The following is a 21,276-nucleotide window of genomic DNA, read 5'->3' as shown; positions in this document are numbered from 1 at the left end:
GGTAGATTATTTATAAGGAGCATTTAAGAAAAATAAAGCAATTGTGCCAGGGCCTGAGTGCGCACCGACAGAGGCTCCTACTTGATGTATGTGAATATCTTTTGTTCCGAACTGATCACGAATCATTTCGGCTAGTTGTTCAGCTCGTTCGAGATCATCACCGTGACTGATGGCAATAGGTTGGTCCCCCAAATCGACGCCTCTTTCTTCCATAACTTCAGTCATTCTCTTAAGTACCTTTTTCGCGCCGCGTATCTTCTCAAGTGGAATGAGTTGACCGTTTTCAACATGAAGAAGGGGCTTGATCTTCAGCATGGTTCCAAAAAACGCTGCAGCTTTACTGACACGGCCTCCGCGTTTTAAGTATTCTAAATCGTCTACCGTGAAAATGTGTTCCATATGCTCAAAGTGATAGGTGGAGAGTTCTTTAATTTCATCAAGTGATTTGCCCTTTTTGGCGAGTGCTGCAGCACGAAGGACAACAAGTCCATACCCAAGAGAAGCACAATGTGTATCAACGACTTGAAGGTTGAAATCTGGGTACGTTTCTTGTACTTCTTGTTGCATCATCTTAGCTGTTTGGTACGTTCCTGATAATTCGGAAGAGAAGGCAAGATAAAGACAGTCCTGTCCTTCTCTTGCAAAGTGCTCAAATAGTTCTTTGAAACTTTGAGGAGAGACTTGTGACGTTTTAGGAGCTTTCCCGTTACGCATCGCGTCATAGACTTCTTTAGGCTGAATCGTTTCGCCGTCTTTATAGTCTTGGCCGTCTAAGTGAACCGTTAGGGAAAGGCGTGTTATACCATGTTCCTCCATAACAGATGTAGGCAAGTCGCAAGCAGAATCAGCAATAATTCGTACAGACATACTTTCACCCTTTTCTAAAATATATAATGAATACTAGATCAATGTGGTTTAGACCGTGGTCCTATTGTCATAAGTGTAATAGTAGCAGGCAGGATAGTCAAAGCATTTAGCAAAAAGTGGTTTAAAGGGTGGGGGTTTTATGATATATAGAGAAGAGAGACTCATCATAGTATTAATCTTTGCACGAAACAGAACAGAAATCTAGAGCTTAGGAGGTCGTCATGTTTCTTCCAGAAATCAAACGAATTATCATTGTTATACTAGGGGCTATATTAAATTCTATTTCACTAAACTTCTTCCTTATTAAGGCAAACGTTTATGCAAGCGGGTTTACAGGAGTTGCCCAGTTGCTCTCAAGTGTCATGCAGGATTATATAGGATTTGGAATTACGACCGGTGTGCTACTCTTCATTTTAAATATACCGGTTATTATTTTGGGTTGGTATAAAGTAGGGAAAGGGTTTACAATTTATAGTATCATTTCAGTTGTATTTACCACCTTCTTCCTCGAAGTGATTCCTGTTAAACAACTATCTACTGATATCTTATTAAACTCAGTATTTGGTGGTGTGATTGGAGCATTAGGTGTCGGTCTTACATTGAAGTGGGGTGCTTCAACAGGTGGTATGGATATTGTAGCGATGGTGTTATCCCGTATAAAAGATCGCCCGATAGGGACTTATTTCTTTCTTTTAAATGGATTGATTATTATATTGGCAGGCTTGCTATATGATGAAGAAAAAGCTCTCTATACCATTGTGACACTTTATGTATCGACCCGTGTTATTGATGCCGTTCATACGCGACATGAGAAGTTGACCGCTATGATTATTACAACTGAGGCAGAAGCCTTGCAACGAGCTATTCATTCAAAAATGGTTCGTGGGATTACAAAAGTTCCAGCACGAGGTGCTTTTACCAATCAAGAAAAGGACATGCTGATTATGGTTATCACCCGTTATGAATTGTATGATCTTGAACATACGATTAAAGATGTTGATCCACATGCCTTCACGAATATCGTGCAAACAACAGGTATATTCGGTTTCTTCAGAAGAGATGGTTAAAAGTGTAACGAAATGATTGAGTAGAACGACAAATGAACAGGGTGGAATTTAATAGAAAGGGAAGTGACAAGGATGAAGAAATTTCTTGTTATCATCATGGCAATGTTATTTATTGCTGCTGGTTGTGCTAGCTCAGGTGAGTCGAAAGCTAAAGACGATGAAGAGACAGAAAATGTGAGCGGCGAAAAAGCCAACGAGGAAACGAATGAGGAAACAAAAGAGAAAACAGACTCAGAAGAGTCCGACCAACCAGAAGAGGACACCGAGCAAGACTCTACTGAAGAGGTCGACTTACAAACGCTACTAGAACAAATCGAAATGTCAGCTGCCGTAAACCCAGAAACGGAGAAAGTAACGTTTGACTTTAGTTTGAAGAACAATGGTGAAAAGGATGTTAATCTTCATTTCTCTTCTGGTCAACAGTATGAAATTATCGTGAAGAATGCTAAGGGTGAAGAAGTTTACCGTTACTCTGAAGGAAAGTCGTTTACACAAGCAGTGGTTTCAGAAGAGATCAAACCTTCTAAAGAATTAACATTTACATCATCATGGAACTATGATCAAGATGGTGAGCGTGTACAACCTGGTACATATAGTGCTGAGGTGACGGTATTACCAATGAAGATGAATGGTCAAACAATTGAAGCGAAGCCGTTTCAGGTAGAAAAAGCCTTTGAAATCCCTTCAGAAAACCAGGCATTCCGTAACGTGAAGGTAGAAGGTGAGAATGGTCAATATACCGTTTCTGGTGAAGCTCGTGTGTTCGAAGGAAGCTTTATGTACAACGTAGAGGATGGACATCAAGTGATCGTGATGGACACCCCCGTACAAGTAAGTGAAGGGGCACCAGGTTGGGGTGAGTTTGAATTTACTGTAGAAATTGCTGAAGATCAACTTCCAACAAGCGGTACATTAACGCTTATGTTGTATGAAATCAGTGCTAAAGATGGTTCAGTAACGAATCAAAAATTTGTTAAACTGGAAACCTTTAATTAATTCATACTTAAAAAGGCTGTCCCGCGGGGGACAGCCTTTTTCGTATCTTATCATAAAGGATAAGATTTAATACCCATGGTTTTCAATTGTATCAATGACTTGTTGTTTAAGTTCATCCCATGATGCATCGTTTTTCTTGTTAACTGTGATAAAGTTTTGGAAGCCAAATACATTATCAACACCATTTAGTGACATTAGGTCATTTAAGATACTGTGGTCACTCGTTTGACCAGGCATGACCGATACGCTTCCATTTCCTTCGAAAATCATTCGGTCACTGTCAAATTTAATGGCATTTGGGTTAGGGGTTTCTTTTGCTTGTACACTCATAAGGAATACCTCCTCTGTATAGTATCCATACTCATATTAGCACGAAACATTCAGTTCGCACAAAAGGAAGAGCTATTCGTCATGGAACGCTCACAACTATCGTAAAAATGAGGGTGAGGGTTTTGCTACAATGAAGGTAGTTGAATGGGCTAAATGAGCCGATTGTTTGAAGTAGAAAGGGTATATTCCTCATATAATGAACGTATTCAGTTAATGAGAGAAATGGGGGAGAGATATGATTAAAAAGGGACTCTGGCTCGGGACGGCAACAGGTTTTATTTTAGGCTTGGTATTATGGATCTTTGAATATGGGACAGGTAAGAAAGTGTATACGTTACTCTTAAATGTAGATTTCATACCGGTTATTGGGGATATTGATTGGCCAATATATATGGAGTGGTTCTTCCATCTGATCATTGCCTGGTCAATCGCTATTGTCTATTTGGCTTGGAATAAGTATCAAACGGATGGCAGAGCAAATTCCAGGTGGGCAACAGCACTCGTATTAACGGCTTTTGCTGCGTTAACGTATTTTCCGCTTACAGATCTTGCGATTAAAGAAACGCCAGCTTTCGATGATTTGACTGCTATATCTTATTGGTTAGTCGGACATCTTGCTTTTGGAGTATCACTTGTTAAACTAGATGAGTGGACAAAACGTAAAAAGTAGGTGCAAGATGAATCAAAAAAATATAGTAGTATGGGATCTGATTTGTTATATCGTATTCCCCCTTGTCGTTTGGAACTTTATACGGGATGACATTGGAGATTACTATGCAATGCTATTGTCTTCTGTTCCAGGTATTATCTACACCTTTATTCGATTCAAAGCGGTGAAAAAGGTTCAGTTTTTCGGGATTTTTATGCTGGCTAATTTGGTAGTGGGAACCTTATTTGATGTATTAGCAGGATCGGCTATACAGCTCCTATGGAATCGGGTTTACTTTGCTTTATTAGGAGGCGGCATTTTCTTAGGGAGTATGCTGATCCGGAAGCCAATTGCCCTTTACTTAATGCTAGACGTCATGGAAATGCAAGGGCAGGACAGAAAAGGTTTGAAAGCGAAATTTATGCAGAAGAAAGTGTTCTTTGTGTTTCAGCTAATCACGTTTGTCTTTGTCTTTCGTGAGCTCGTTTTCGCTGGGTGGAAGGCTTGGCTAGTAACGCAATATGGTGTAGAAGCGTTTGATCAAGCACTTGTATTAAGGCAAGTGATGAGTTGGGTATTAACAGGCGTTACCGTAATCGGCTACGTTTACGTCTTTAAACTTCTTCAGATGACACCACCCACAAATGAAAACACAAAATACTCTACCTAAAAAAGAGCCCTTGAAACAACTCAGGAGGCTCCTTTTTTGCTTTATTGCACTAAAGCGTGTCTGGCACGCTTCTCTGCTTTAGAGCGCCGCAGGGTGTCTGGCACCCTGCAGTGCTTTGCGGCGTGAAAGAGCCTGCCTTCTGATTAGAGGGCAGGCTTTTCTTGAGCTGTGTTATTTTAATCCCTGGTGACGCTCGATTTCTGATTCGAGCTGCTGAAGCTGAGCTTGTTCTTCTTGGGAAGCGTTAGCGCGAGCTGAGTTGATACAGTTCTTCGCTGTTTGGATGTTTTTCTCCTTCGCTTCACCATTGCGGTTAGTGATGTTATTTACGGCACTTTTTGCTTGCTGGAATAAGTTATTCTGCATCATTAAAGACCTCCCACAGAGTTATGATCGTCTTCTTCACTCTCGCGTTCTACATCGGCAAATGTTTGTCGATAAGGGAAACGCTCATCGTGCTTTTTAACAGAATCTTTTCCTTGCTGAACAAATCGTTTCGATTTACTTTTCTTGCTCACCTTTCATCACCTCGCGGATTAAAAAAGCTCGAACACAACGTGTTGCTGTGTTCAAGCTTAGTATGAGCAAATGTGCTTGTCGCATGTATTGAAAAATATGGAGATCGCACACTAATTTAAATTCAAATATTGTTCTAAAAAGACAGCAACGCCATCTTGCTCATTTGAACTTGTGACTTCATTAGATACGTCCTTAAGTTCGCTTAAGGCGTTATCCATTGCGACACCAATTCCGGCATATTCAAGCATTTCTAAATCGTTATCTTCATCTCCAAATGCAATAATGCGCTCTTCAGGGATGTGATAATAGTGAGCAATCTTATTGAGTCCTACAGCCTTGTTTAATCCTGCACGCACAATTTCAATAACATGCCATGGTGCTCCCCATTTGCGGTGCTCAATCATCGTAGCATGCTTTTCGTCCAGATGATCCCTAATATGTTTAACTTGTTCCACATTCGGATGTATAAGAATCGAGGTAGGATCTTCTTTTAAATGATTCTTAATGCCTCCAATTGTGATAGGTGTATCTGTCGTATGGAAAATATCTAAAATTTCCTGGTCATACTGATCCAGATAGACTTCATCCCGAACTTCAGCAAGGATGTTTCTCACCCCAACTTCATGACACGTATGTATAATTTCGCGAGCCGTTCGAATGGACATAGGGGAATGAATGGAATCCCAGTTATGATTTAAGGGATGGTGAATTAATGCACCGTTAAAGTTCACCATAGGTGTGTCGAGCTCCATTTCATGATAATAATCAATACTGGCCCTGTGTGGACGTCCCGTTGCGATACACACGACATGACCCGCATCACGAGCTTTCTGAATCGCTTGTTTGTTTCGTTCGCTAATTGTTTTCTGATCGCTTAGCAGTGTTCCATCTAAGTCTAGAGCGATTAAATGTTTTTCCATTGTGTTCACCACCTCATCTGAATTTAAGTGTATATCTTGATTCTATGATCTGTAAAGAACTATGGGGTCCGTTTTTCTTTTCAATCAAAAAGGAAAGTGTTACGATAAATCATATAAATTAGTAAATTACGGAAAGAAATGCGATACATACTTTATGCACAAAGGAAGGGAAAAACATCGTGATTGGGATTTACAGAAAGAGATTTGAACACATACCTGCACTAGTTATTGTTGATTCTGAGAAAGAAAATAAGCCATTACCTGTCGTAACCTATATTCATGGCATTACGAGTCGGAAAGAACAGAACTTATCCTTCGCGTACTTCTTAGCTGAAAAAGGCTTCCGCGTTGTACTTCCTGACTGTATGCTACATGGAGAGCGAGAAGAGGGGTTAAACAATCAACAAATTAAGTATCGTTTATGGGAAGTTGTTGCAGAAAACCTTAAAGAACTTCCTCTTATAAAAGAAACACTTGAACAAGAAGGGTTACTTCTTGATGGACGCTTTGGTTTAGCTGGTACAAGTATGGGAGGCATCACAACAAGTGCTGCTCTTACTCAGTATGATTGGATCAAGGTGGCTGCGGTGTTAATGGGTTCTCCACAACCTGTTCGCTTTGCAGAAGAGCAAGTAGCAACGCTAAAAGAAATGAATATGAACGTACCAATTTCTGAAGAAGAACAACAAAAGCTAATAAGGGATCTGGCTTCTATTGACTTAAGTAAACAAGTTGATAAATTATTTGGTCGTCCGTTATTCTTCTGGCACGGGGAAGAAGATAACGTCGTTCCGTTTGACCACTCTTATAGTTTCTATAACGATGCAATAGATCATTATAAGAACCCTGAAAACATTCGCTTCCGCAGGGAAATAGGCCGCGATCATAAGGTCTCCATTTACGCGATTACGGAGACCGTTAACTGGTTTGATATGCATCTCTAAACGGTCTGGTTTTAAAATGATTGGTTTTTCGTTATAATGAGAATAGATTAGATGAAAGGGGAACGAGTATTCATGGATCAGACTTTGCACGATAACATGATGGGTGCACTTGAGAATGTAATTGACCCCGAGCTTGGCATTGATATTGTCAACCTTGGCTTGATATATGGCGTTGATATTGACGATGAAGGCGTTGGACAAGTTACGATGACACTAACGGCTATGGGGTGCCCGCTTGCTGGAACAATCGAAGCTGACGTGAAACGCGTATTAGCAGATCTTCCAGAACTTAAAGACGTAAACGTTAATATTGTATGGAGTCCACCGTGGACAAAGGATAAAATGTCCCGCTACGCGAAAATCGCGCTAGGCATTCCAGATTGATTTAATCAAAAGAACCTTTTGCTTGCTAGCAGAGGGTTCTTTTTTTGTGGCTCAGTCCAGTCTATACGTTGCTAATCGGGCGCTTGCGCTTTTGATACGTCTAGCTCCAGCGCCCAGCAACTAGTAGACTTCCCTCACCTCCGGTCGATCAGTCATCATCAATTCGCCTGTGGCTCATTGTGATTCCTTGATCTCACTGCGGTTCAGTCCAGTCTATACGTTGCTAATCGGGCGCTTGCGCTTTTGATGGTTTACGGGTTGGTACAAAGTGGTACATAGAATTGTAAGTTAACCTTTCACTTAAAGGTGATGGGAAAATACACAATTAAAGCCATTCAATAAAAATTAGTGGAGAATCAATCTCCCTTTTAAGGAGGACTCATTATGGTAAAAGTATTACTATTCGCTCAATTCCAAGAAGCGGCAGGTCGTGAAAGTGTAGAGATTGAAGCAGGGGGCCAAACAGTGTCTCACGTAAAATCCACATTAAAAGAAAACTACAACGTGCTTGATCTAGATCACGCACAAGTAACTGTAAACGATGAATACAAAGACATGGATACACAACTTAGCGACGGCGACACGGTCGCATTCATCCCACCACAATCGTAAGGATGAAGGAGTCTCCCTCTAGTTTTAGAGGGAGACTTTTTTACTGATAAAGTAAGAGCAATCAAAGTCGAACGTAACGGACCCATATACATAAAAAGGGTGAACCCATAATGGAGTTCACCCTCGTTGTGTATTTTAGTTATGGTGCAATATTAAGGTTTTCGCCCTTTAATCAATCTATAGATTAGTACGACCAGAGCGACAACTAACAGAATATGAATGATACCGCCTGCGATTTCGAATAAGAAACCAAATAACCAAAGGATCAGCAAGATTACTAAGATCGTCCAGAGCATGTGTCATCCCTCCTTATGATTGTAATTTGCCCTGAAATCTTTACTTTCAAACGCTTCCCCTCATATTCTCTTGGGTTGTAAGGTGCAAATGCCTTTCGTATCATGAAGAGTAAAGAAGAAGGAGGAGGTTTTATGAAGAAGGGGCGAGTCATCGTCATTGGCGGAGGTCCAGCTGGAATCGAAGCGGCCCTTACCGCGAGTTCTCGTTTTGAGGAAGTTTATCTTGTATCAGAACAGCCAGCTGGTGCGTGGAAAATGAACGATACAGCTGTGTGGCAATCCGTATTAGGAAAGAATGGAGACATTACGCCTCAAGAGTTAAATGTTTACGCGCAGTCTGTACATACGAAGTGGATGTCGGAGCAAATCGATCTCTTACAGCATTCAGGTGTTCGGACGAAGTTAGGGAATGTGACCTTCCTTTCTCCCAATAAAATTAATATAGAGAACGGGGAAAAGACTGACACCATCGAAGGAGATTATTTCATTTTAGCTGTTGGGTCTCGGCCAGCTTTTCCTCAATCCCTTCATCCATATGGGGAGAAAGTGCTGTCATTTCATTCGTTGCACCAATTAAAGTCATGGCCAGAGTCTATTGTCGTGATTGGCGATGGACCGATTGGTTTTGAAGCTGTTAATTTGTTTAGTTTGGCGCACGTTAAAGTAAATTGGATCGTACCAGAAGATGGACCAGGTGCGAGAATTTTTGATGAGGATCTTTCTGATTCCTTATTGAGTCATTATCAAAAAAGAGGCGTGCGTATTTTTAGAGGGCCTGTTGCAACAAGCATGAAAGAAGAGAGAGGACGTTTGCACATTTCAAGAGAGGATGGCTCTCATGTGGAAGCCCAATGCGCATTTATCGTCCCATCATTCCTCTCTAATTTAGATCGATTGACATTAGTGAATGCGGAGGTGGATGAGAATTCAATAGATGCATCTACTGGCCAATCCAATCAAAGTCATATCTATGTTGTCGGGGATGCGGATCTAAGTGTAGCGGCTGTCTATGCGCAAGCTAAAGCGAGGCAGGCTGTATTACATATGGATGGAAAACAAGAAGCACCTCTATTATTGGAAGACTTACCCCTGTCTTTTCATCAATGGCCTGAAGTAGCGAGTATTGGAATAACAAAGCCTGGAAGCTCTAAACTAAAGGCTCGGACCTTTTCCATAAAAAGTCGGAATTATGTCCATATGATTGAAAAGGGGAACGAAGGTTGGATCAAAGTCATTTACAATGAGCAAGGAATCCTATTTGGAGCTTCTGCAATTGGAGAAGGAGCTAAAGGTATTATTTCTATGCTAGCCATTCCCATCAAGCTGAAGCAGTCGGTAAGCAATTTACAATCACTATTTGCGACTCATCCTTCTCAGAATGAAATGGCCGCTCATATTATACGAACCATTGCGGATGAGGTATAGAGGTTGGTTGAAGTATAACGAATGTAAAAGAGACCGTCTCGAATAGGAGACGGTCTCTTTTTCTTGGGGTCATTGGATTCCGTTAGGGGGGTAACGGACAATGATAATCATTATCAATGAGAATTATTTTCAGTATATATTTAAAGTCGACAAGCGTCAACTCTTTTTATTAATTAGGATAGAAAAAAGCAATCCCGTTAAAGGAGGCAACTTCAGTTGTACTCCATAGAAACGGAATTGCTTTACTCTCTCTTATAAGAATAAAATCGCTAGCGCTCCCACAATGAAACAATAGAACGCAAAGTATTTAAGATTGTTGTTCTTCATAACGTTAATGAACCATTTCAGCGCAAAGTAAGACGCTACAATAGAACCTAAGAAAGCGAGGGCATATGGGATATACAGCTCAGACGCTGTATCCATTATTTCTCCTCCTTTTAGAATAACCGTTCCTAGACTTACGGGTACATAAAGTAAAAAGGAGAAGCGAAGCGCTGTTGTTTGCTTTAATCCGAGAAGCATAGCAGCGACAACCGTTGCTCCAGAGCGGCTAATCCCTGGAATTAATGCAACAGACTGAGCTAGCCCAATAATGAGCGCATCTTTAATGGTCATATCCCCATCACCACGACTACCACTCAAGTTACGAATGATCCAAAGAGCTATACCAGTCACGATTAGTGTAATCCCGACCATGCTAGCACTTTCTCCAAATGTACCTTCAATTGCATCTCCATATAAGACACCAATAACACCAGCAGGAATGGTCCCGATTATTAAGTAAATGATAAAACGAAAATCACGTGTGGTTGCGTCATCTCGTTTCTTTTGAAACAAAAATCCAAATCCGCTTACAATTAACCGAGCTAAATCGTTTCTGTAAACGATAAAGACTGCAAGAAGAGAGCCGAAGTTAACAAGTACTTCAAACGTTAAGCCTTGTCCTACAATATTAAATAAATCTTTGACCATAATAAGGTGGCCACTTGATGAAATCGGAATGGGTTCTGTGAACCCTTGGAAAATCCCTAAAAATAAGTATTGAATAAGTGTCCATAATTGATCGAGCATGTTCATAATCCTCCCTAAAGGAAATACATAAATCTATTCTCGCTCTTCACACTTTTTATGTGGGTGAATATCCTACCTAATAAAGAGGAGGTGGCCCGGGTGAAGAAGCGAAGCAAAAAGAATCCATCCACGAATTATCACCATATGTATTCGCTATGTAATCAACATATGAATCAATATGTCTTAGCAGAGTTAGTCGATGGCCAGAATATTGATGGAATTGTGACAGGTGTTGATGGAGATTACGTTTATTTAGCTGTCCCGTTGTCAGAGATTGACACCTTAGAAGATGGATCTCCACAACAATTATCAGAACCTAATCAGCGACAGTATGGGTATGGTCCTCCATATGCAGGTGGGTATGGAACTGGTGCACCATATGGGTATGGTTACACGCCACCTCCGAGATTTCGTCGCCTTATTCTCCCTCTTGCAGCTCTTGTTGCAATCAGTGCATTGCCGTGGTATTAGATGTATAAAACCATCTGTCTGTGCCAAACTATCCTTATCACTCGTGTAAAGGAGTTAAGCACATGGGACAAAGACATCAATTTAAACACGGTGACAAAGCACCGAACAATGGAATCTATGTAGAAATTGGAGAAACAGGCAGTATGGTAAAAGAACCTAAACAAATCCGTTTGAATGCTGGCGATAAGTTTCCGTCCAATTCAAACCAGGACCGCGTCTGGTCTCCTAAACGTAAACCGTAAAATAGACGTGAAAATCCCCCTTCCTTAACTTGGAAGGAGGATTTTTTTATTCCTTATCTTCTGCTAAAGCACCTTCACCTAATAAAACAACAGCGACGGTGAATACGATTGTAAGGACAACGGCTTGAGTCATGTTAAAAGCTAGTCCGTCCATACTGTTTACAACGTATACAATCATGCAACTCAGTAAGAACGCCCAGAAAATAGACCAAATTAAACGCATGTTCTTCACCTCAACTTTGACATTCTGATCTTAGTTTATCAAACGTTTACAATAAAATAAATATAAAACGCAATCTTCCTGAAAGAACTTGTAAAATGAAGGCATCTAACTATACAAAATCAATGCTACTACATACATTATAGTGGATATGACCCTGAAATAAAGGATGAGAACACATGCAAAATGCAATGACGCGTTCTTTCCAATTAGATCGAGAAAATTGTTTACTGCATATACCAGATCAGCCTAATGGATATCTAATACTGTATTTAGGGGATGCGGGACATTACGTGGAGGAAGATCGTTCTTTTTGGGGGGAGCATAGAGGGAGAGCAACGCTGTTACAAGCGTTACTAGATAAAGGATACACCTTATATACAAGTAGAATTTACGGGAATCATTGGGGAAGTGAGCCGGCGGTTAACTTATTAAACCGGGTTTATCAATATGTCATTCGCCAAGAGATTTTAAACCCCTATATTCATGTTATAGCAGAAGGAATGGGAGCTCTGGCTGCGCTACGCTGGCATGAGCAATACGAAGTTCCAATAAGGTCGTTCGTTCTGCTGACCCCGTGTGTTGACATGAAGGGCTTATATGCTCAAGAACGCACAAATCAGTTATATTTTAAACGATTAACAAGAGAGATCTCTAACGCATACAAGTGCAAAGAGGATGATTTAGACCAAGTCATTACAGGTCGTTTACCTAAGGCCGAATCGCCTATACTTCTGTTTCATGATATGGCCAATCCTCATTATACAGTTCATGAGCATTCAAGGCGCTTAGAGGAAAAGCAGCAAGCTCACCAACATCACATAGAATTAAAGCTTGTTATTCAGCCTATTTTTCCAAGAATTAACTCAAAGGTCATTCAATTTATGAACAGCTATGAAAAAAGTGTATCCGAACCCATATAACCATTAATCTGATTAATAAATCTACAGCCTTTTTTAATGGCACTTAAGGTAACGGGTGTTTGGAAATTATGAGTCAAACCACTCCAAACTTTCATACCTGACTGTTAGAAAGTCATATGAACACCCAACCTCTTCATAAACTGTAGGAGAGGAGGCGATGACAAATGACATATATCATTTCAGGATGTTTTGAGTGGATTGGTTTTCATTTAACCGAAGCATTTCTTAACGCCGGTCATACTGTAATAGGGATCGACAAGGAATGGAATGAACAAAAAGATTGGCTATCGCTGTATGTTGGAAGAAATGCTTCCTTCCATTTAGTTGACTCTATACACGAAGTAAAGAAAAAGACGGATGAGGAAGTTATTCTTATTCATATAGAGGAGAGGGTTACAGGGGAAGATCCTAATCTCTCTATAAAGGATGAGTGGACAATTAAAACAAGAGATGATGACACAGAAAAAAGTTCGGTGATTTATGCCTCTGAAGTGTATGGGCCTTGGATGACTGAACTCATTAAACCCACTTCTGAAGAGGCTCTTTATATTGATGATTTTGTGAGTGCCATTCAAGACATCATCGAACAAAAAGTAGAGGGAAACTGGATTGAGGTCAAACCTTCATCAGGTGGATCAAAGGGACACCACCAAGATACGTGGTATGTAAAAGAAAGCATGGATGTACAAGAAGGATGGAAGAAAGTAATGGACCATGAAGAGAAGTTTTCGATTTATTATAAATTATAGAGTTTTAATGAACAATGAGCCCTGGTCGTTTACGTATTAAAGGATTAAAGGTACAATATCACTAACTATATAATGGAATGGTAAGAAGATGTAAATGGGGTGCTCGATGTGAAGTTACGGTGGTTAGTCTATATGGGTATCCTTGTCCTTGCACTAACTGGTTGTACCAAAACATTTGGGCAGGGAAAGGTCCAAAAAGTAGGTATGCTAGTTGAAAGTACAGTTCACGACCAAGCCTGGGGGCAGAAGGGTTATGAAGGGCTTTTGGAGATCAAGGAAGAGCTAAATGTAGACGTTTACTTTAAAGAAAGTGTACAGTCCCAATTAGAAACCCAGCAAGCCATTGAAGAGTTTGCCGACAAAGGGGTTAATTTGATATTTGGACATGGGAGTCGTTACGGGCAATATTTTCAAGAATTGCGTCAAGAGTATCCGGATATTCGCTTTGTTTATTTTAATGGAAGCGTAAAGGGAAAGAACATGACGAGTTTAAACTTCGATGCTCACGCAATGGGGTTCTTTGGTGGAATGTTGTCTGCTAAGGTGACTGAATCAAACCAAGTTGGTATTATAGCTGCGTTTGAATGGCAGCCTGAAATAGAAGGGTTTTATGAGGGCGTTAATTATGTGAATCCGGAAGCTGAAGTAAATATTCAGTATGTGAATAGCTGGAATGATACAGATCGAGCCCTCTACTATTATGAACGGATGCAGCGGATGGGAGTGGACGTGTTCTATCCGGCTGGTGATGGGTTTAGTGTTCCCATTATTGAAGAGGCCAAATCGAATAGTGTAAATGCTATTGGGTATGTTTCAGACCAATCTAATATAGGAACTTCCACTGTTCTTACAAGCACAGTGCAACATGTGGACAAGTTATACGTATTAGCTGCTGAGAGATATAATAAAGGGGATTTACCAGAAGGTATTCTAAACTTTGACTTTCAAGATAACGTTATAACACTTGGTGAGTTTGGGGATCAGGTCCCTGAGGACATTAAGAGCCTTATTACATCTGCTGTAGAAGAGTATAAGGAAACAGGGCGATTGCCAAATGAAGTGAAAAATCCAGATGAATCTTAAAAAAGCTATCATTCAAAGGGGGCTAGACAATAGCCCTCTCATGTAGATAGCTTTTTTTATGGTCATTATTTTGTTTTTTTAAATAAGGCGGATAGTTCCTTGATATATGGTGAAAGCTGTCGATAGGTTTGCATAAGGGTTTCGGTAGTATCAACGAAGTCAAACGATGTGTCTGTTTTCTTCTCTTCAGTAGTTTCTTCTTTTTGCTTTGGCTGGGGTTGCCTTCCAAACATAAATGCCTCGAAGTCCCTTTGTTCATGTGAAGTTCTCTTCGTCATAGGTCAATCACCTCCTATTCCTACCATATGGGATTGAGGGTTGTTTTGGGAGGGCTTCTGTCTAAATGTGACGACGTGTTGTGCTTGCATGTACACTTGAGATGTCTTATTATTAGTACCAAGTCATAAGAATAGATATTATTACTACCTTTAAGGGGATGAATATATGAAGAGTGCAGGTATTTTAGGGATCGGACACTATGTCCCTGAACGCGTTCTAACTAACGCTGATATGGAAAAAATCGTCGAGACCAATGACGAATGGATTCGCACTCGTACTGGTATTGAAGAGCGTCGCATCGCTTCAGATGAGATGGATACATCAGATCTTGCGTACGAAGCTGCTGTGAACGCATTAGAAGATGCCAATATAAAAGCGGAGGATCTGGATTTGATTCTTATAGCTACCGTAACAGGGGAGACATTATTCCCATCGGTAGGAAATCGACTGCAGCATCGTTTGGGTGCTAAAAACGCAGCTTCCATGGACTTGGCTGCAGCATGTGCTGGATTTATGTATGGCATGATTAGCGCGCAACAGTTTATTCAAACAGGTGCTTATAAAAATATTCTTATTGTTGGTGCTGAGAAGCTATCAAAGATTACGGACTGGGAAGATCGTAATACATGTGTTCTATTCGGTGATGGAGCAGGAGCAGCTGTTATGGGACCGGTAAGTGAAGGCAAAGGTGTTCTTTCATTTGAATTGGGTTCAGATGGTTCTGGTGCTTCTTATCTTTACCAAAATCCTGGTGAATTCCTTAATATGAATGGAAGAGAAGTATTCAAATTTGCGGTTCGCCAAATGCCTGAATCTTCCATTAAAGTTCTTGAAAAAGCGGGACTTACGAAAGAGGACGTCGATTTTCTAGTTCCTCACCAAGCGAACATTCGTATAATGGAAGCAGCCCGTCAACGACTTGAGATTCCTGAAGAGAAGATGGCAACGTCGGTAAAGCGTTACGGAAATACTTCCTCAGCTTCTATCCCAATTGCCTTATCAGAGAACATAAAAAACGGTAAAATAAAAGATAATGATGTAGTTGTACTTGTCGGATTTGGTGGCGGCCTAACATGGGGCGCTGTTGCACTAAGATACGGAGTTTAATTCAAGGAGGACATGTTTATGGATTCAAGACGAGTTGTCATTACAGGCATGGGAGTCGTCTCGCCTGTAGGAAATGATGTAGAAACGATGTGGAATAACATTGTCGAAGGAAATTCGGGTATCGCACCGATTACAAAGGTAGACGCTAGCGAATTTAGCGCAAATGTAGCAGGAGAACTTAAAGATTTCGAACCTGGAAATTACTTTGACAAGAAAGAAGCGAAGCGGATGGACCCGTTCACGCAGTATGCGTTAGCTGCTTCTCTTATGGCGGTGAAAGATGCTGGCTTAGATATTAACGAAGAGATCGCTCATCGTACAGGTGTATGGATCGGTTCAGGTATTGGTGGTATGACCACTTATGATGAACAGTTCCGTAAGTATATGGACAAGGGCGCGCGTCGCGTGAGTCCATTCTTCGTTCCTATGTTAATTCCAGATATGGCAGCTGGCCAGGTTTCCATTGCTACTGGAGCGAAAGGAATTAACTCTTGTACAGTAACAGCTTGTGCATCTGGTGCTAACTCAATTGGTGATGCATTTAAAGTGATCCAACGCGGAGATGCTGACTACATGATCGCAGGTGGCGCAGAAGCACCACTTACTCCAATGTCATTCGCAGGATTCTCTTCAATGAAAGCATTATCTCCAGTTGAAGACCCGAACAAAGCAAGCCGCCCATTTGATAAAGAACGTTCTGGCTTTGTGATGGGTGAAGGTTCTGGCATACTAGTGATGGAAACATTAGAATCAGCGAAGAAACGTGGAGCGAAGATCTATGCAGAAATCGTGGGGTATGGCTCTACAGGAGATGCACACCATATCACAGCACCTGCTCCGAATGGAGAAGGCGCTACTCGCGCAATGAACCAGGCGTTAGAAGATGCCGGTCTAACTCCGGATGCTGTTGATTATGTTAACGCTCACGGTACAGGCACAGCTCTAAATGATAAGTTCGAAACAGAAGCGGTTAAAAATGTATTTGGAGATCATGCGTACAAGCTAGCAATGAGTTCTACCAAATCCATGACCGGTCACCTGCTTGGAGCAGCAGGAGCTATTGAAGCGGTTATTTCGATCAAGAGTATTTTGAATAATATCTTGCCTCCAACAACGAACTATGAGAATGAAGATCCAGATTGTGATCTTGATATCGTGCCGAACGAATCACGTAAGAGTGATGTGAATACGGTAGTGAGTAACTCTCTAGGTTTTGGTGGCCATAACGCTACACTAATCTTTAAACAATTCCAAGACTAATATAAAAGCCTGTCTCTCTATTGTGAGAGACAGGCTTTTTGTATGCCTGAACCATTAAGATGGTTCTTCGTTATTATTCTTTTCAGCTGTTTGTGAGGAGTCTTGTTCACTATTAAAGAACTCCTGAACAGTCTCACGCGTCTGTTTTTCGTCGTGTCCTAATACTTCAGCACCAGCTTGTGTTGTCATGGGATGCCATTCAGCTGGAATCCTGATTGTTTCAATGTTTTGAGGTGTATCAAGCAAGAACTTACGTCCGTAATTAAGAACCATTTCGTTTGTGGACATGCTCGTATTGACATATTGTGTGAGGGCACCTACTGTTTTAGGAAGCTTTGTCACACTTGTCATGGATACAAGCTCTTCTTTCAGTGCCGAGATCACTTTCTGTTGACGTAATACTCGGTTGAAGTCACCTTTGGCATCATTTCGGAAGCGAGCATAGCCCAATAATTCTTCCCCATTTAACTTCTGTACACCTGGCGGGATATTAATGCTGACTGTGCCAGCGTTATCTTGATAATACAACCGTTTCTCGACATCAATTTCAACCCCATCTGGCGCTACAATGTCTACGACCTCTTTAAAACCATCGAAATTGACAACAGCATAGTCGTCTATGTGTAACCCGAAGTTTTTTTCGATTGTTTCGGTTAGTAAGGCAATCCCGCCCTCTGAATAAGAGGCATTGATGCGGTTATACCCTATGCCTGGTATGTCGACCCAGAGGTCACGCATAATGGAAGCAAGTTTCATTGTCCCTTTTTCGGTATCATATTGGGCGACCATAATCGTATCGGTACGAGCAGTATCCCCTTCTCCTCTTGAATCACTTCCAACAAGGAGAACATTTACTTTTTCATCTTCTTGTTTTTCTTCGCTGTTTTCGGGTTGATCACGTTCTTCGAATTCTTCTTTCGTTTTTTCAGTTTTATCTTTATCGAACCCACCTCCAGCTTCACTGCCAAGATCTTGCCCTGCAATGTACTGAGATGTTGTGTAGGCAACCATACTTAAGAAAAGTATAACAACGATGGAAGACAGAATTCTTCTTTTGCGTTTTCTCTTTCTACGTCTTCTAATAATTCGACGAGTTTCTGCCATCCTCGTACCTCCTCTCCAAAAACCACTTATTTATAAATGTACTCTTTCTTTAATGTGAAGTAAAGAGTGTATTTTATGCCACAATATTCGACAGGACAAGCTGGTATGAGGGGGTAGGTGGGTGCATATACATAGTAGAAAATGATGGGGACGGGCTGTGGAGGCGATGAGATGGTACCGTTATTTTTGTTTTTAGTTGGCTTTGGCTTTGCTGTATCTGGTGGTGTGACCATCATTGCATATTTGAATTTTTTACCCGCAGGATTTAGTTGGATGGACTATTTAATCTTCATTAAAGAGCGACCTGAATGTTATCTTTTACCCTTTGGCATTCTCTTCATCACGATTGCCGTTTACCTGTTCCCTCAAGATTCTTGTTAAATGTTGGGGTTTTTCGAATAAAACGGTGGTGCTTGGTTCATACTGATTTCTACAGAAGAAAACGTTAATAAAGTGAGGGTTTCGTATGCTATATCTACACGATGTATGGGTCAATTGGTTTGAAGGTGAAGAGAATGGGTATAACGTTTGTCCATTTCATGAATGGCGTAAAGAAGACGGAATCGAGCTCTTGGACCAGGTACCTTTGCTGTATGTACATCAAGCACTATACCACTACGTAGAAAACGACCTCCAAGACCTACCTAAAGACTTACTAGACGCGGTATATAAACGAGCGTACCTACGCAAAAACCAAGAACGAATTTCCGTAGAATATGCCTTCGTGGTGACAGACGGTTCATCAGTACTAGCTGTTGATACGATGGGGTATAACTTGCCAGTTCGTAAGAGTCGACTGATTCCACGCCAAGAACGCTTAGTCTATGATATGATTGATCAGCAAAAGCCAGAAACTTATAACTTCGCTTGTAATGACGATAAAGAGTATCACATTCTTTCCCCGCATCCAGTCACAATGGTTGGGCTAACTCGGAAAGAGCGTCAATTAAAGCAATTGTTAATGATGGCACTGGATCAACTACAAACGACACAGAATTTATCAGAAGTTCGGTACTGGTTAACAGAATGGGACCCAGGTCAGTACGGGGTCATGCATAACCTGAGTTTTGATCAAACTTGGCAGCTTCTCTATAACGGGTTAAGTGAAGGATGGTCGAAGAATCATGAAGACCTTTGCCGTAAGCTTGTAAAGGGACAACCATTCTTTGAAAAGTTATGGGAGCTAGAACAGAACCAAGAAGTGAATAAAGGCGTCTAATTAAAGTATTCGTTCCTACTAGTAGGAACGGATACTTTTTTGTAGATGTGGATAAGACGTCCAGAAAGAGTAGGGGCACGGCCAGAAAGAGTTCCATCACGTTCATCAATCATGGCAGCATAAAAAAAGAGAGCCCATCAAGCTGAGCCCTCTCTTATATCTTATTTTTTCTTTTTAACTCTGCCTAATCCCATAGCTTTCTTTGCCTTACGAATCATCTTAGATGCTTCGTAATTAGCCTTGTCAGCGCCGTGGTCTAAGATTTCATCTAATTCATCTGATTCAATGAGTTCATAATAACGAGCTTGGATCGGGCGCATGCCTTCGATTACGGCATTTGCGCAGCCTTGTTTGAAGTCGCCGTAGCCTTTTCCTTCATATTTAGCTTCTAGAGACTCAATACTTTCGCCGCTGAAGCTTGAGTAGATGGTTAGAAGGTTTGAGATACCAGGTTTGTTCTCTTTGTCGTATTTAACGATACCCTCTGAGTCTGTGACAGCACTTTTAATTTTCTTTTCCATTTGTTTCTCTGTATCAAGCATAGAGATAAACCCTTTTGTGTTTTCATCGGATTTACTCATTTTCTTCGTTGGGTCTTGAAGAGACATAATGCGAGCGCCCACTTCTGAAATGCTGACTTCAGGAACCGTAAAGATATCGTTGTATTTATTGTTAAAACGCTGAGCTAGGTTTCGTGTTAGCTCAAGGTGTTGTTTTTGGTCTTCTCCGACAGGGACGATATCTGTTCCATATAGCAAGATGTCTGAAGCCATAAGTGGTGGGTACGTAAGAAGACCGGCTGATACCCCTTCACGGCTTGCCTTCTGAGATTTGTCTTTAAATTGAGTCATACGCTCAAGCTCACCAATGTAAGCAACGCACTGCAACATCCACCCTAGCTGAGTGTGTGCAGGTACTTCAGATTGGATAAATAAGGTAGACTTCTCCGGGTCAATGCCGACTGCAATGTATAGCGCTGCAAGGGACCGGATGTTTTCGCGTAGTTTTAAGCGATCCTGTGGGACTGTAATCGCATGTTCATCGACGATACAAAAGTATGCGTTATTTTCTTCCTGAAGCTCTGGGAAGTGTTTTAAAGCACCCAGGTAGTTTCCGATAGTAAGTGTGCCGCTAGGCTGAATTCCTGAAAAGATTGTTTTCATCATTGTTCACCTCATCTAATTTTTTCTGACAATAAAAAAAGGTTCATTCGTCTACGTCTAATCACGTAGGGACGAATGAACCGTGGTGCCACCCTAATTATCTTAAAGATATTCTTTAAGATCTCTTAACCTGTTATCGCCAAGGCTACGGTGTTTCATACTAGGGTTCTGAAACACAGCTCGAAAGTCCACTTCCGATTCAACGTGCTGTCTGCTCTCACCGTTACAGACTCTCTGTATGCAGAGGGAGAATCGTACTCTCTTTCTCATCGCTTCATATACATTGTGTAAGAATTATAGTTAAAAATCGTACGAAATGCAAGCTTCTTCATGAAAGTTGGTAATAAACAGCTAAGGTAATAGCCATTGCAAGACCTAAGATAGCTCCTTGGAATAAGAAGGAGCGGATAAACGTGGCCGAGGTAATGGATGGTGTTGAAGCGTTGTTTGTAGAATGATTCACTTCCTTGTTTCTTTTGAGAATACCATCTAATAACCGGCCACGAACCACAATAAGAATGGTTGCAACTAAAATGTAAATAAAAGAAAGATAGAACAATACATTAATGTAATGAAAAAGGTCTTGTAAAGGGGAAAAGAATAGCCATAGTACAAAGCTAAGTGACACATTAAGGGCTAAAAAATTCCACTTGTTTCTTATAAATGAAAGCATACCGTTCATCCTCTTCATAAGTTAGTCATAGTA

At 40.9% G+C, this 21,276-nt stretch carries 29 protein-coding genes and 1 other annotated feature; of the genes, 17 read left to right on the top strand and 12 right to left on the bottom strand.

Annotated elements, in window-relative coordinates; genetic code table 11:
* Nucleotides 1–6: 6 nt before the first annotated feature.
* Nucleotides 7–867 (bottom strand): DegV family protein, encoded by an 861-nt coding sequence (locus tag N780_RS13335; RefSeq protein WP_036784974.1) that lies wholly within the window; start codon nt 865–867, stop codon nt 7–9.
* Between the two features lie 221 nt (nt 868–1,088).
* Here N780_RS13335 and N780_RS13330 point away from each other — a divergent pair, with 221 nt between their 5' ends.
* Both N780_RS13330 and N780_RS20190 read left to right on the top strand, forming a co-directional pair.
* A complete protein-coding gene (locus N780_RS13330) occupies nt 1,089–1,934 on the top strand; it encodes a YitT family protein (protein ID WP_036784971.1) in 846 nt (281 codons plus the stop codon).
* 72 nt (nt 1,935–2,006) lie between these two features.
* Complete coding sequence (locus N780_RS20190; RefSeq protein ID WP_052115070.1) at nt 2,007–2,930, top strand: BsuPI-related putative proteinase inhibitor; 924 nt, start codon at nt 2,007–2,009, stop codon at nt 2,928–2,930.
* Between the two features lie 66 nt (nt 2,931–2,996).
* Here the strand turns inward: N780_RS20190 and N780_RS13320 are convergent, their stop codons facing one another.
* Nucleotides 2,997–3,260 (bottom strand): NifU N-terminal domain-containing protein, encoded by a 264-nt coding sequence (locus N780_RS13320; protein ID WP_036784967.1) that lies wholly within the window; start codon nt 3,258–3,260, stop codon nt 2,997–2,999.
* A gap of 235 nt (nt 3,261–3,495) precedes the next feature.
* Here N780_RS13320 and N780_RS13315 point away from each other — a divergent pair, with 235 nt between their 5' ends.
* Together N780_RS13315 and N780_RS13310 are read left to right on the top strand one after the other, a co-directional pair.
* Nucleotides 3,496–3,930 carry a hypothetical protein gene (locus N780_RS13315; protein ID WP_036784963.1) on the top strand — a complete coding sequence of 145 codons (435 nt, stop codon included), beginning with the start codon at nt 3,496–3,498 and terminating at the stop codon, nt 3,928–3,930.
* Nucleotides 3,931–3,937: 7 nt separating this feature from the next.
* Nucleotides 3,938–4,579 carry a VC0807 family protein gene (locus N780_RS13310; RefSeq protein WP_036784959.1) on the top strand — a complete coding sequence of 214 codons (642 nt, stop codon included), beginning with the start codon at nt 3,938–3,940 and terminating at the stop codon, nt 4,577–4,579.
* Between the two features lie 171 nt (nt 4,580–4,750).
* Here N780_RS13310 and N780_RS13305 read toward each other — a convergent pair whose 3' ends face one another.
* The 3 genes from N780_RS13305 to N780_RS13300 form a co-directional block, all read right to left on the bottom strand.
* On the bottom strand, nt 4,751–4,948 hold the full coding sequence (locus N780_RS13305; RefSeq protein ID WP_052115069.1) for a DUF3813 domain-containing protein: 198 nt from the start codon (nt 4,946–4,948) through the stop codon (nt 4,751–4,753).
* Nucleotides 4,948–5,097 carry a hypothetical protein gene (locus tag N780_RS20080; protein WP_198135862.1) on the bottom strand — a complete coding sequence of 50 codons (150 nt, stop codon included), beginning with the start codon at nt 5,095–5,097 and terminating at the stop codon, nt 4,948–4,950. The genes N780_RS13305 and N780_RS20080 overlap by 1 nt, the downstream gene beginning before the upstream one ends.
* 111 nt (nt 5,098–5,208) lie before the next feature.
* Nucleotides 5,209–6,018 carry a Cof-type HAD-IIB family hydrolase gene (locus N780_RS13300; RefSeq protein WP_036784956.1) on the bottom strand — a complete coding sequence of 270 codons (810 nt, stop codon included), beginning with the start codon at nt 6,016–6,018 and terminating at the stop codon, nt 5,209–5,211.
* Between the two features lie 179 nt (nt 6,019–6,197).
* Between N780_RS13300 and N780_RS13295 the strand changes: the two genes are divergently transcribed.
* From N780_RS13295 to N780_RS13285, 3 genes are all read left to right on the top strand, one after another.
* Nucleotides 6,198–6,962, top strand: a complete 765-nt coding sequence (locus tag N780_RS13295) for a prolyl oligopeptidase family serine peptidase (protein WP_036784953.1) — start codon at nt 6,198–6,200, stop codon at nt 6,960–6,962.
* 72 nt (nt 6,963–7,034) lie between these two features.
* Nucleotides 7,035–7,346 (top strand): metal-sulfur cluster assembly factor, encoded by a 312-nt coding sequence (locus tag N780_RS13290; RefSeq protein ID WP_036784950.1) that lies wholly within the window; start codon nt 7,035–7,037, stop codon nt 7,344–7,346.
* A gap of 384 nt (nt 7,347–7,730) precedes the next feature.
* Nucleotides 7,731–7,958, top strand: coding sequence for a MoaD/ThiS family protein (locus N780_RS13285; protein WP_036784948.1), 228 nt, complete (start codon nt 7,731–7,733; stop codon nt 7,956–7,958).
* A gap of 152 nt (nt 7,959–8,110) precedes the next feature.
* Here N780_RS13285 and N780_RS19900 read toward each other — a convergent pair whose 3' ends face one another.
* Nucleotides 8,111–8,254, bottom strand: coding sequence for a lmo0937 family membrane protein (locus N780_RS19900; RefSeq protein ID WP_156969177.1), 144 nt, complete (start codon nt 8,252–8,254; stop codon nt 8,111–8,113).
* 132 nt (nt 8,255–8,386) lie between these two features.
* Between N780_RS19900 and N780_RS13280 the strand changes: the two genes are divergently transcribed.
* Nucleotides 8,387–9,679, top strand: coding sequence for an FAD-dependent oxidoreductase (locus N780_RS13280; protein ID WP_036784946.1), 1,293 nt, complete (start codon nt 8,387–8,389; stop codon nt 9,677–9,679).
* A gap of 252 nt (nt 9,680–9,931) precedes the next feature.
* Here N780_RS13280 and N780_RS13275 read toward each other — a convergent pair whose 3' ends face one another.
* Nucleotides 9,932–10,756, bottom strand: coding sequence for an undecaprenyl-diphosphate phosphatase (locus N780_RS13275; RefSeq protein ID WP_036784943.1), 825 nt, complete (start codon nt 10,754–10,756; stop codon nt 9,932–9,934).
* 93 nt (nt 10,757–10,849) lie between these two features.
* Between N780_RS13275 and N780_RS13270 the strand changes: the two genes are divergently transcribed.
* Nucleotides 10,850–11,221, top strand: a complete 372-nt coding sequence (locus N780_RS13270; RefSeq protein WP_232299540.1) for a hypothetical protein — start codon at nt 10,850–10,852, stop codon at nt 11,219–11,221.
* 62 nt (nt 11,222–11,283) lie between these two features.
* Nucleotides 11,284–11,463: a YjzC family protein gene (locus N780_RS13265; protein WP_036784941.1), complete on the top strand. Its 180-nt coding sequence runs from the start codon at nt 11,284–11,286 to the stop codon at nt 11,461–11,463.
* Nucleotides 11,464–11,509: 46 nt separating this feature from the next.
* Here N780_RS13265 and N780_RS19540 read toward each other — a convergent pair whose 3' ends face one another.
* Nucleotides 11,510–11,686 (bottom strand): YjzD family protein, encoded by a 177-nt coding sequence (locus tag N780_RS19540; RefSeq protein ID WP_084599585.1) that lies wholly within the window; start codon nt 11,684–11,686, stop codon nt 11,510–11,512.
* A 176-nt stretch (nt 11,687–11,862) separates the two neighbouring features.
* Here N780_RS19540 and N780_RS13260 point away from each other — a divergent pair, with 176 nt between their 5' ends.
* The 3 genes from N780_RS13260 to N780_RS13250 all read left to right on the top strand — a co-directional run bounded on the left by N780_RS13260 (nt 11,863) and on the right by N780_RS13250 (nt 14,438).
* Nucleotides 11,863–12,606 (top strand): alpha/beta fold hydrolase, encoded by a 744-nt coding sequence (locus N780_RS13260; protein WP_052115068.1) that lies wholly within the window; start codon nt 11,863–11,865, stop codon nt 12,604–12,606.
* 164 nt (nt 12,607–12,770) lie between these two features.
* The gene (locus tag N780_RS13255) at nt 12,771–13,355 is read left to right on the top strand and encodes a hypothetical protein (RefSeq protein ID WP_036784938.1); all 585 of its coding nucleotides are present in this window, start codon (nt 12,771–12,773) and stop codon (nt 13,353–13,355) included.
* 108 nt (nt 13,356–13,463) lie between these two features.
* Nucleotides 13,464–14,438, top strand: coding sequence for a BMP family ABC transporter substrate-binding protein (locus N780_RS13250; protein ID WP_232299539.1), 975 nt, complete (start codon nt 13,464–13,466; stop codon nt 14,436–14,438).
* 65 nt (nt 14,439–14,503) lie between these two features.
* On the opposite strand, the gene N780_RS13245 is transcribed toward N780_RS13250, so the two are convergent.
* On the bottom strand, nt 14,504–14,716 hold the full coding sequence (locus N780_RS13245) for a hypothetical protein (protein ID WP_036784933.1): 213 nt from the start codon (nt 14,714–14,716) through the stop codon (nt 14,504–14,506).
* Between the two features lie 166 nt (nt 14,717–14,882).
* On the opposite strand from N780_RS13245, the gene N780_RS13240 reads away from it, so the two are divergent.
* Together N780_RS13240 and fabF are read left to right on the top strand one after the other, a co-directional pair.
* Nucleotides 14,883–15,824, top strand: a complete 942-nt coding sequence (locus tag N780_RS13240) for a beta-ketoacyl-ACP synthase III (protein WP_036784930.1) — start codon at nt 14,883–14,885, stop codon at nt 15,822–15,824.
* 18 nt (nt 15,825–15,842) lie between these two features.
* A complete protein-coding gene (gene fabF, locus N780_RS13235; protein ID WP_036784927.1) occupies nt 15,843–17,084 on the top strand; it encodes a beta-ketoacyl-ACP synthase II in 1,242 nt (413 codons plus the stop codon).
* 54 nt (nt 17,085–17,138) lie between these two features.
* Here the strand turns inward: fabF and N780_RS13230 are convergent, their stop codons facing one another.
* Nucleotides 17,139–18,188, bottom strand: coding sequence for an LCP family protein (locus N780_RS13230; protein ID WP_036784925.1), 1,050 nt, complete (start codon nt 18,186–18,188; stop codon nt 17,139–17,141).
* 171 nt (nt 18,189–18,359) lie between these two features.
* On the opposite strand from N780_RS13230, the gene N780_RS13225 reads away from it, so the two are divergent.
* A complete protein-coding gene (locus N780_RS13225) occupies nt 18,360–18,569 on the top strand; it encodes a YuzI family membrane protein (protein ID WP_036784923.1) in 210 nt (69 codons plus the stop codon).
* Nucleotides 18,570–18,654: 85 nt separating this feature from the next.
* A complete protein-coding gene (locus N780_RS13220) occupies nt 18,655–19,407 on the top strand; it encodes a YjbA family protein (protein ID WP_036784921.1) in 753 nt (250 codons plus the stop codon).
* Nucleotides 19,408–19,568: 161 nt separating this feature from the next.
* Here the strand turns inward: N780_RS13220 and trpS are convergent, their stop codons facing one another.
* Nucleotides 19,569–20,570, bottom strand: coding sequence for a tryptophan--tRNA ligase (trpS, locus tag N780_RS13215; protein WP_036785100.1), 1,002 nt, complete (start codon nt 20,568–20,570; stop codon nt 19,569–19,571).
* A gap of 64 nt (nt 20,571–20,634) precedes the next feature.
* Nucleotides 20,635–20,849 (bottom strand) — a binding site (T-box leader).
* Nucleotides 20,850–20,898: 49 nt separating this feature from the next.
* A complete protein-coding gene (locus N780_RS13210; RefSeq protein WP_036784918.1) occupies nt 20,899–21,243 on the bottom strand; it encodes a DUF3899 domain-containing protein in 345 nt (114 codons plus the stop codon).
* Nucleotides 21,244–21,276 lie beyond the last annotated feature (33 nt).

Source organism: Pontibacillus chungwhensis BH030062 (genome assembly GCF_000770675.1).
Lineage (GTDB): Bacteria > Bacillota > Bacilli > Bacillales > BH030062 > Pontibacillus > Pontibacillus chungwhensis.
This window is presented reverse-complemented; position numbering and strand designations above follow the sequence as displayed.

Excerpts from the sequence above, each read along its gene's own strand:
- N780_RS13335 (WP_036784974.1), bottom strand. The coding sequence starts at position 867 with ATGTCTGTACGAATTATTGCTGATTCTGCTTGCGACTTGCCTACATCT.
- N780_RS13330 (WP_036784971.1), top strand. The coding sequence starts at position 1,089 with ATGTTTCTTCCAGAAATCAAACGAATTATCATTGTTATACTAGGGGCT.
- N780_RS20190 (WP_052115070.1), top strand. The coding sequence starts at position 2,007 with ATGAAGAAATTTCTTGTTATCATCATGGCAATGTTATTTATTGCTGCT.
- N780_RS13320 (WP_036784967.1), bottom strand. The coding sequence starts at position 3,260 with ATGAGTGTACAAGCAAAAGAAACCCCTAACCCAAATGCCATTAAATTT.
- N780_RS13315 (WP_036784963.1), top strand. The coding sequence starts at position 3,496 with ATGATTAAAAAGGGACTCTGGCTCGGGACGGCAACAGGTTTTATTTTA.
- N780_RS13310 (WP_036784959.1), top strand. The coding sequence starts at position 3,938 with ATGAATCAAAAAAATATAGTAGTATGGGATCTGATTTGTTATATCGTA.
- N780_RS13305 (WP_052115069.1), bottom strand. The coding sequence starts at position 4,948 with ATGATGCAGAATAACTTATTCCAGCAAGCAAAAAGTGCCGTAAATAAC.
- N780_RS13300 (WP_036784956.1), bottom strand. The coding sequence starts at position 6,018 with ATGGAAAAACATTTAATCGCTCTAGACTTAGATGGAACACTGCTAAGC.
- N780_RS13290 (WP_036784950.1), top strand. The coding sequence starts at position 7,035 with ATGGATCAGACTTTGCACGATAACATGATGGGTGCACTTGAGAATGTA.
- N780_RS13285 (WP_036784948.1), top strand. The coding sequence starts at position 7,731 with ATGGTAAAAGTATTACTATTCGCTCAATTCCAAGAAGCGGCAGGTCGT.
- N780_RS19900 (WP_156969177.1), bottom strand. The coding sequence starts at position 8,254 with ATGCTCTGGACGATCTTAGTAATCTTGCTGATCCTTTGGTTATTTGGT.
- N780_RS13280 (WP_036784946.1), top strand. The coding sequence starts at position 8,387 with ATGAAGAAGGGGCGAGTCATCGTCATTGGCGGAGGTCCAGCTGGAATC.
- N780_RS13275 (WP_036784943.1), bottom strand. The coding sequence starts at position 10,756 with ATGAACATGCTCGATCAATTATGGACACTTATTCAATACTTATTTTTA.
- N780_RS13265 (WP_036784941.1), top strand. The coding sequence starts at position 11,284 with ATGGGACAAAGACATCAATTTAAACACGGTGACAAAGCACCGAACAAT.
- N780_RS19540 (WP_084599585.1), bottom strand. The coding sequence starts at position 11,686 with ATGCGTTTAATTTGGTCTATTTTCTGGGCGTTCTTACTGAGTTGCATG.
- N780_RS13260 (WP_052115068.1), top strand. The coding sequence starts at position 11,863 with ATGCAAAATGCAATGACGCGTTCTTTCCAATTAGATCGAGAAAATTGT.
- N780_RS13255 (WP_036784938.1), top strand. The coding sequence starts at position 12,771 with ATGACATATATCATTTCAGGATGTTTTGAGTGGATTGGTTTTCATTTA.
- N780_RS13245 (WP_036784933.1), bottom strand. The coding sequence starts at position 14,716 with ATGACGAAGAGAACTTCACATGAACAAAGGGACTTCGAGGCATTTATG.
- N780_RS13240 (WP_036784930.1), top strand. The coding sequence starts at position 14,883 with ATGAAGAGTGCAGGTATTTTAGGGATCGGACACTATGTCCCTGAACGC.
- fabF (WP_036784927.1), top strand. The coding sequence starts at position 15,843 with ATGGATTCAAGACGAGTTGTCATTACAGGCATGGGAGTCGTCTCGCCT.
- N780_RS13230 (WP_036784925.1), bottom strand. The coding sequence starts at position 18,188 with ATGGCAGAAACTCGTCGAATTATTAGAAGACGTAGAAAGAGAAAACGC.
- N780_RS13225 (WP_036784923.1), top strand. The coding sequence starts at position 18,360 with ATGGTACCGTTATTTTTGTTTTTAGTTGGCTTTGGCTTTGCTGTATCT.
- N780_RS13220 (WP_036784921.1), top strand. The coding sequence starts at position 18,655 with ATGCTATATCTACACGATGTATGGGTCAATTGGTTTGAAGGTGAAGAG.
- trpS (WP_036785100.1), bottom strand. The coding sequence starts at position 20,570 with ATGAAAACAATCTTTTCAGGAATTCAGCCTAGCGGCACACTTACTATC.
- N780_RS13210 (WP_036784918.1), bottom strand. The coding sequence starts at position 21,243 with ATGCTTTCATTTATAAGAAACAAGTGGAATTTTTTAGCCCTTAATGTG.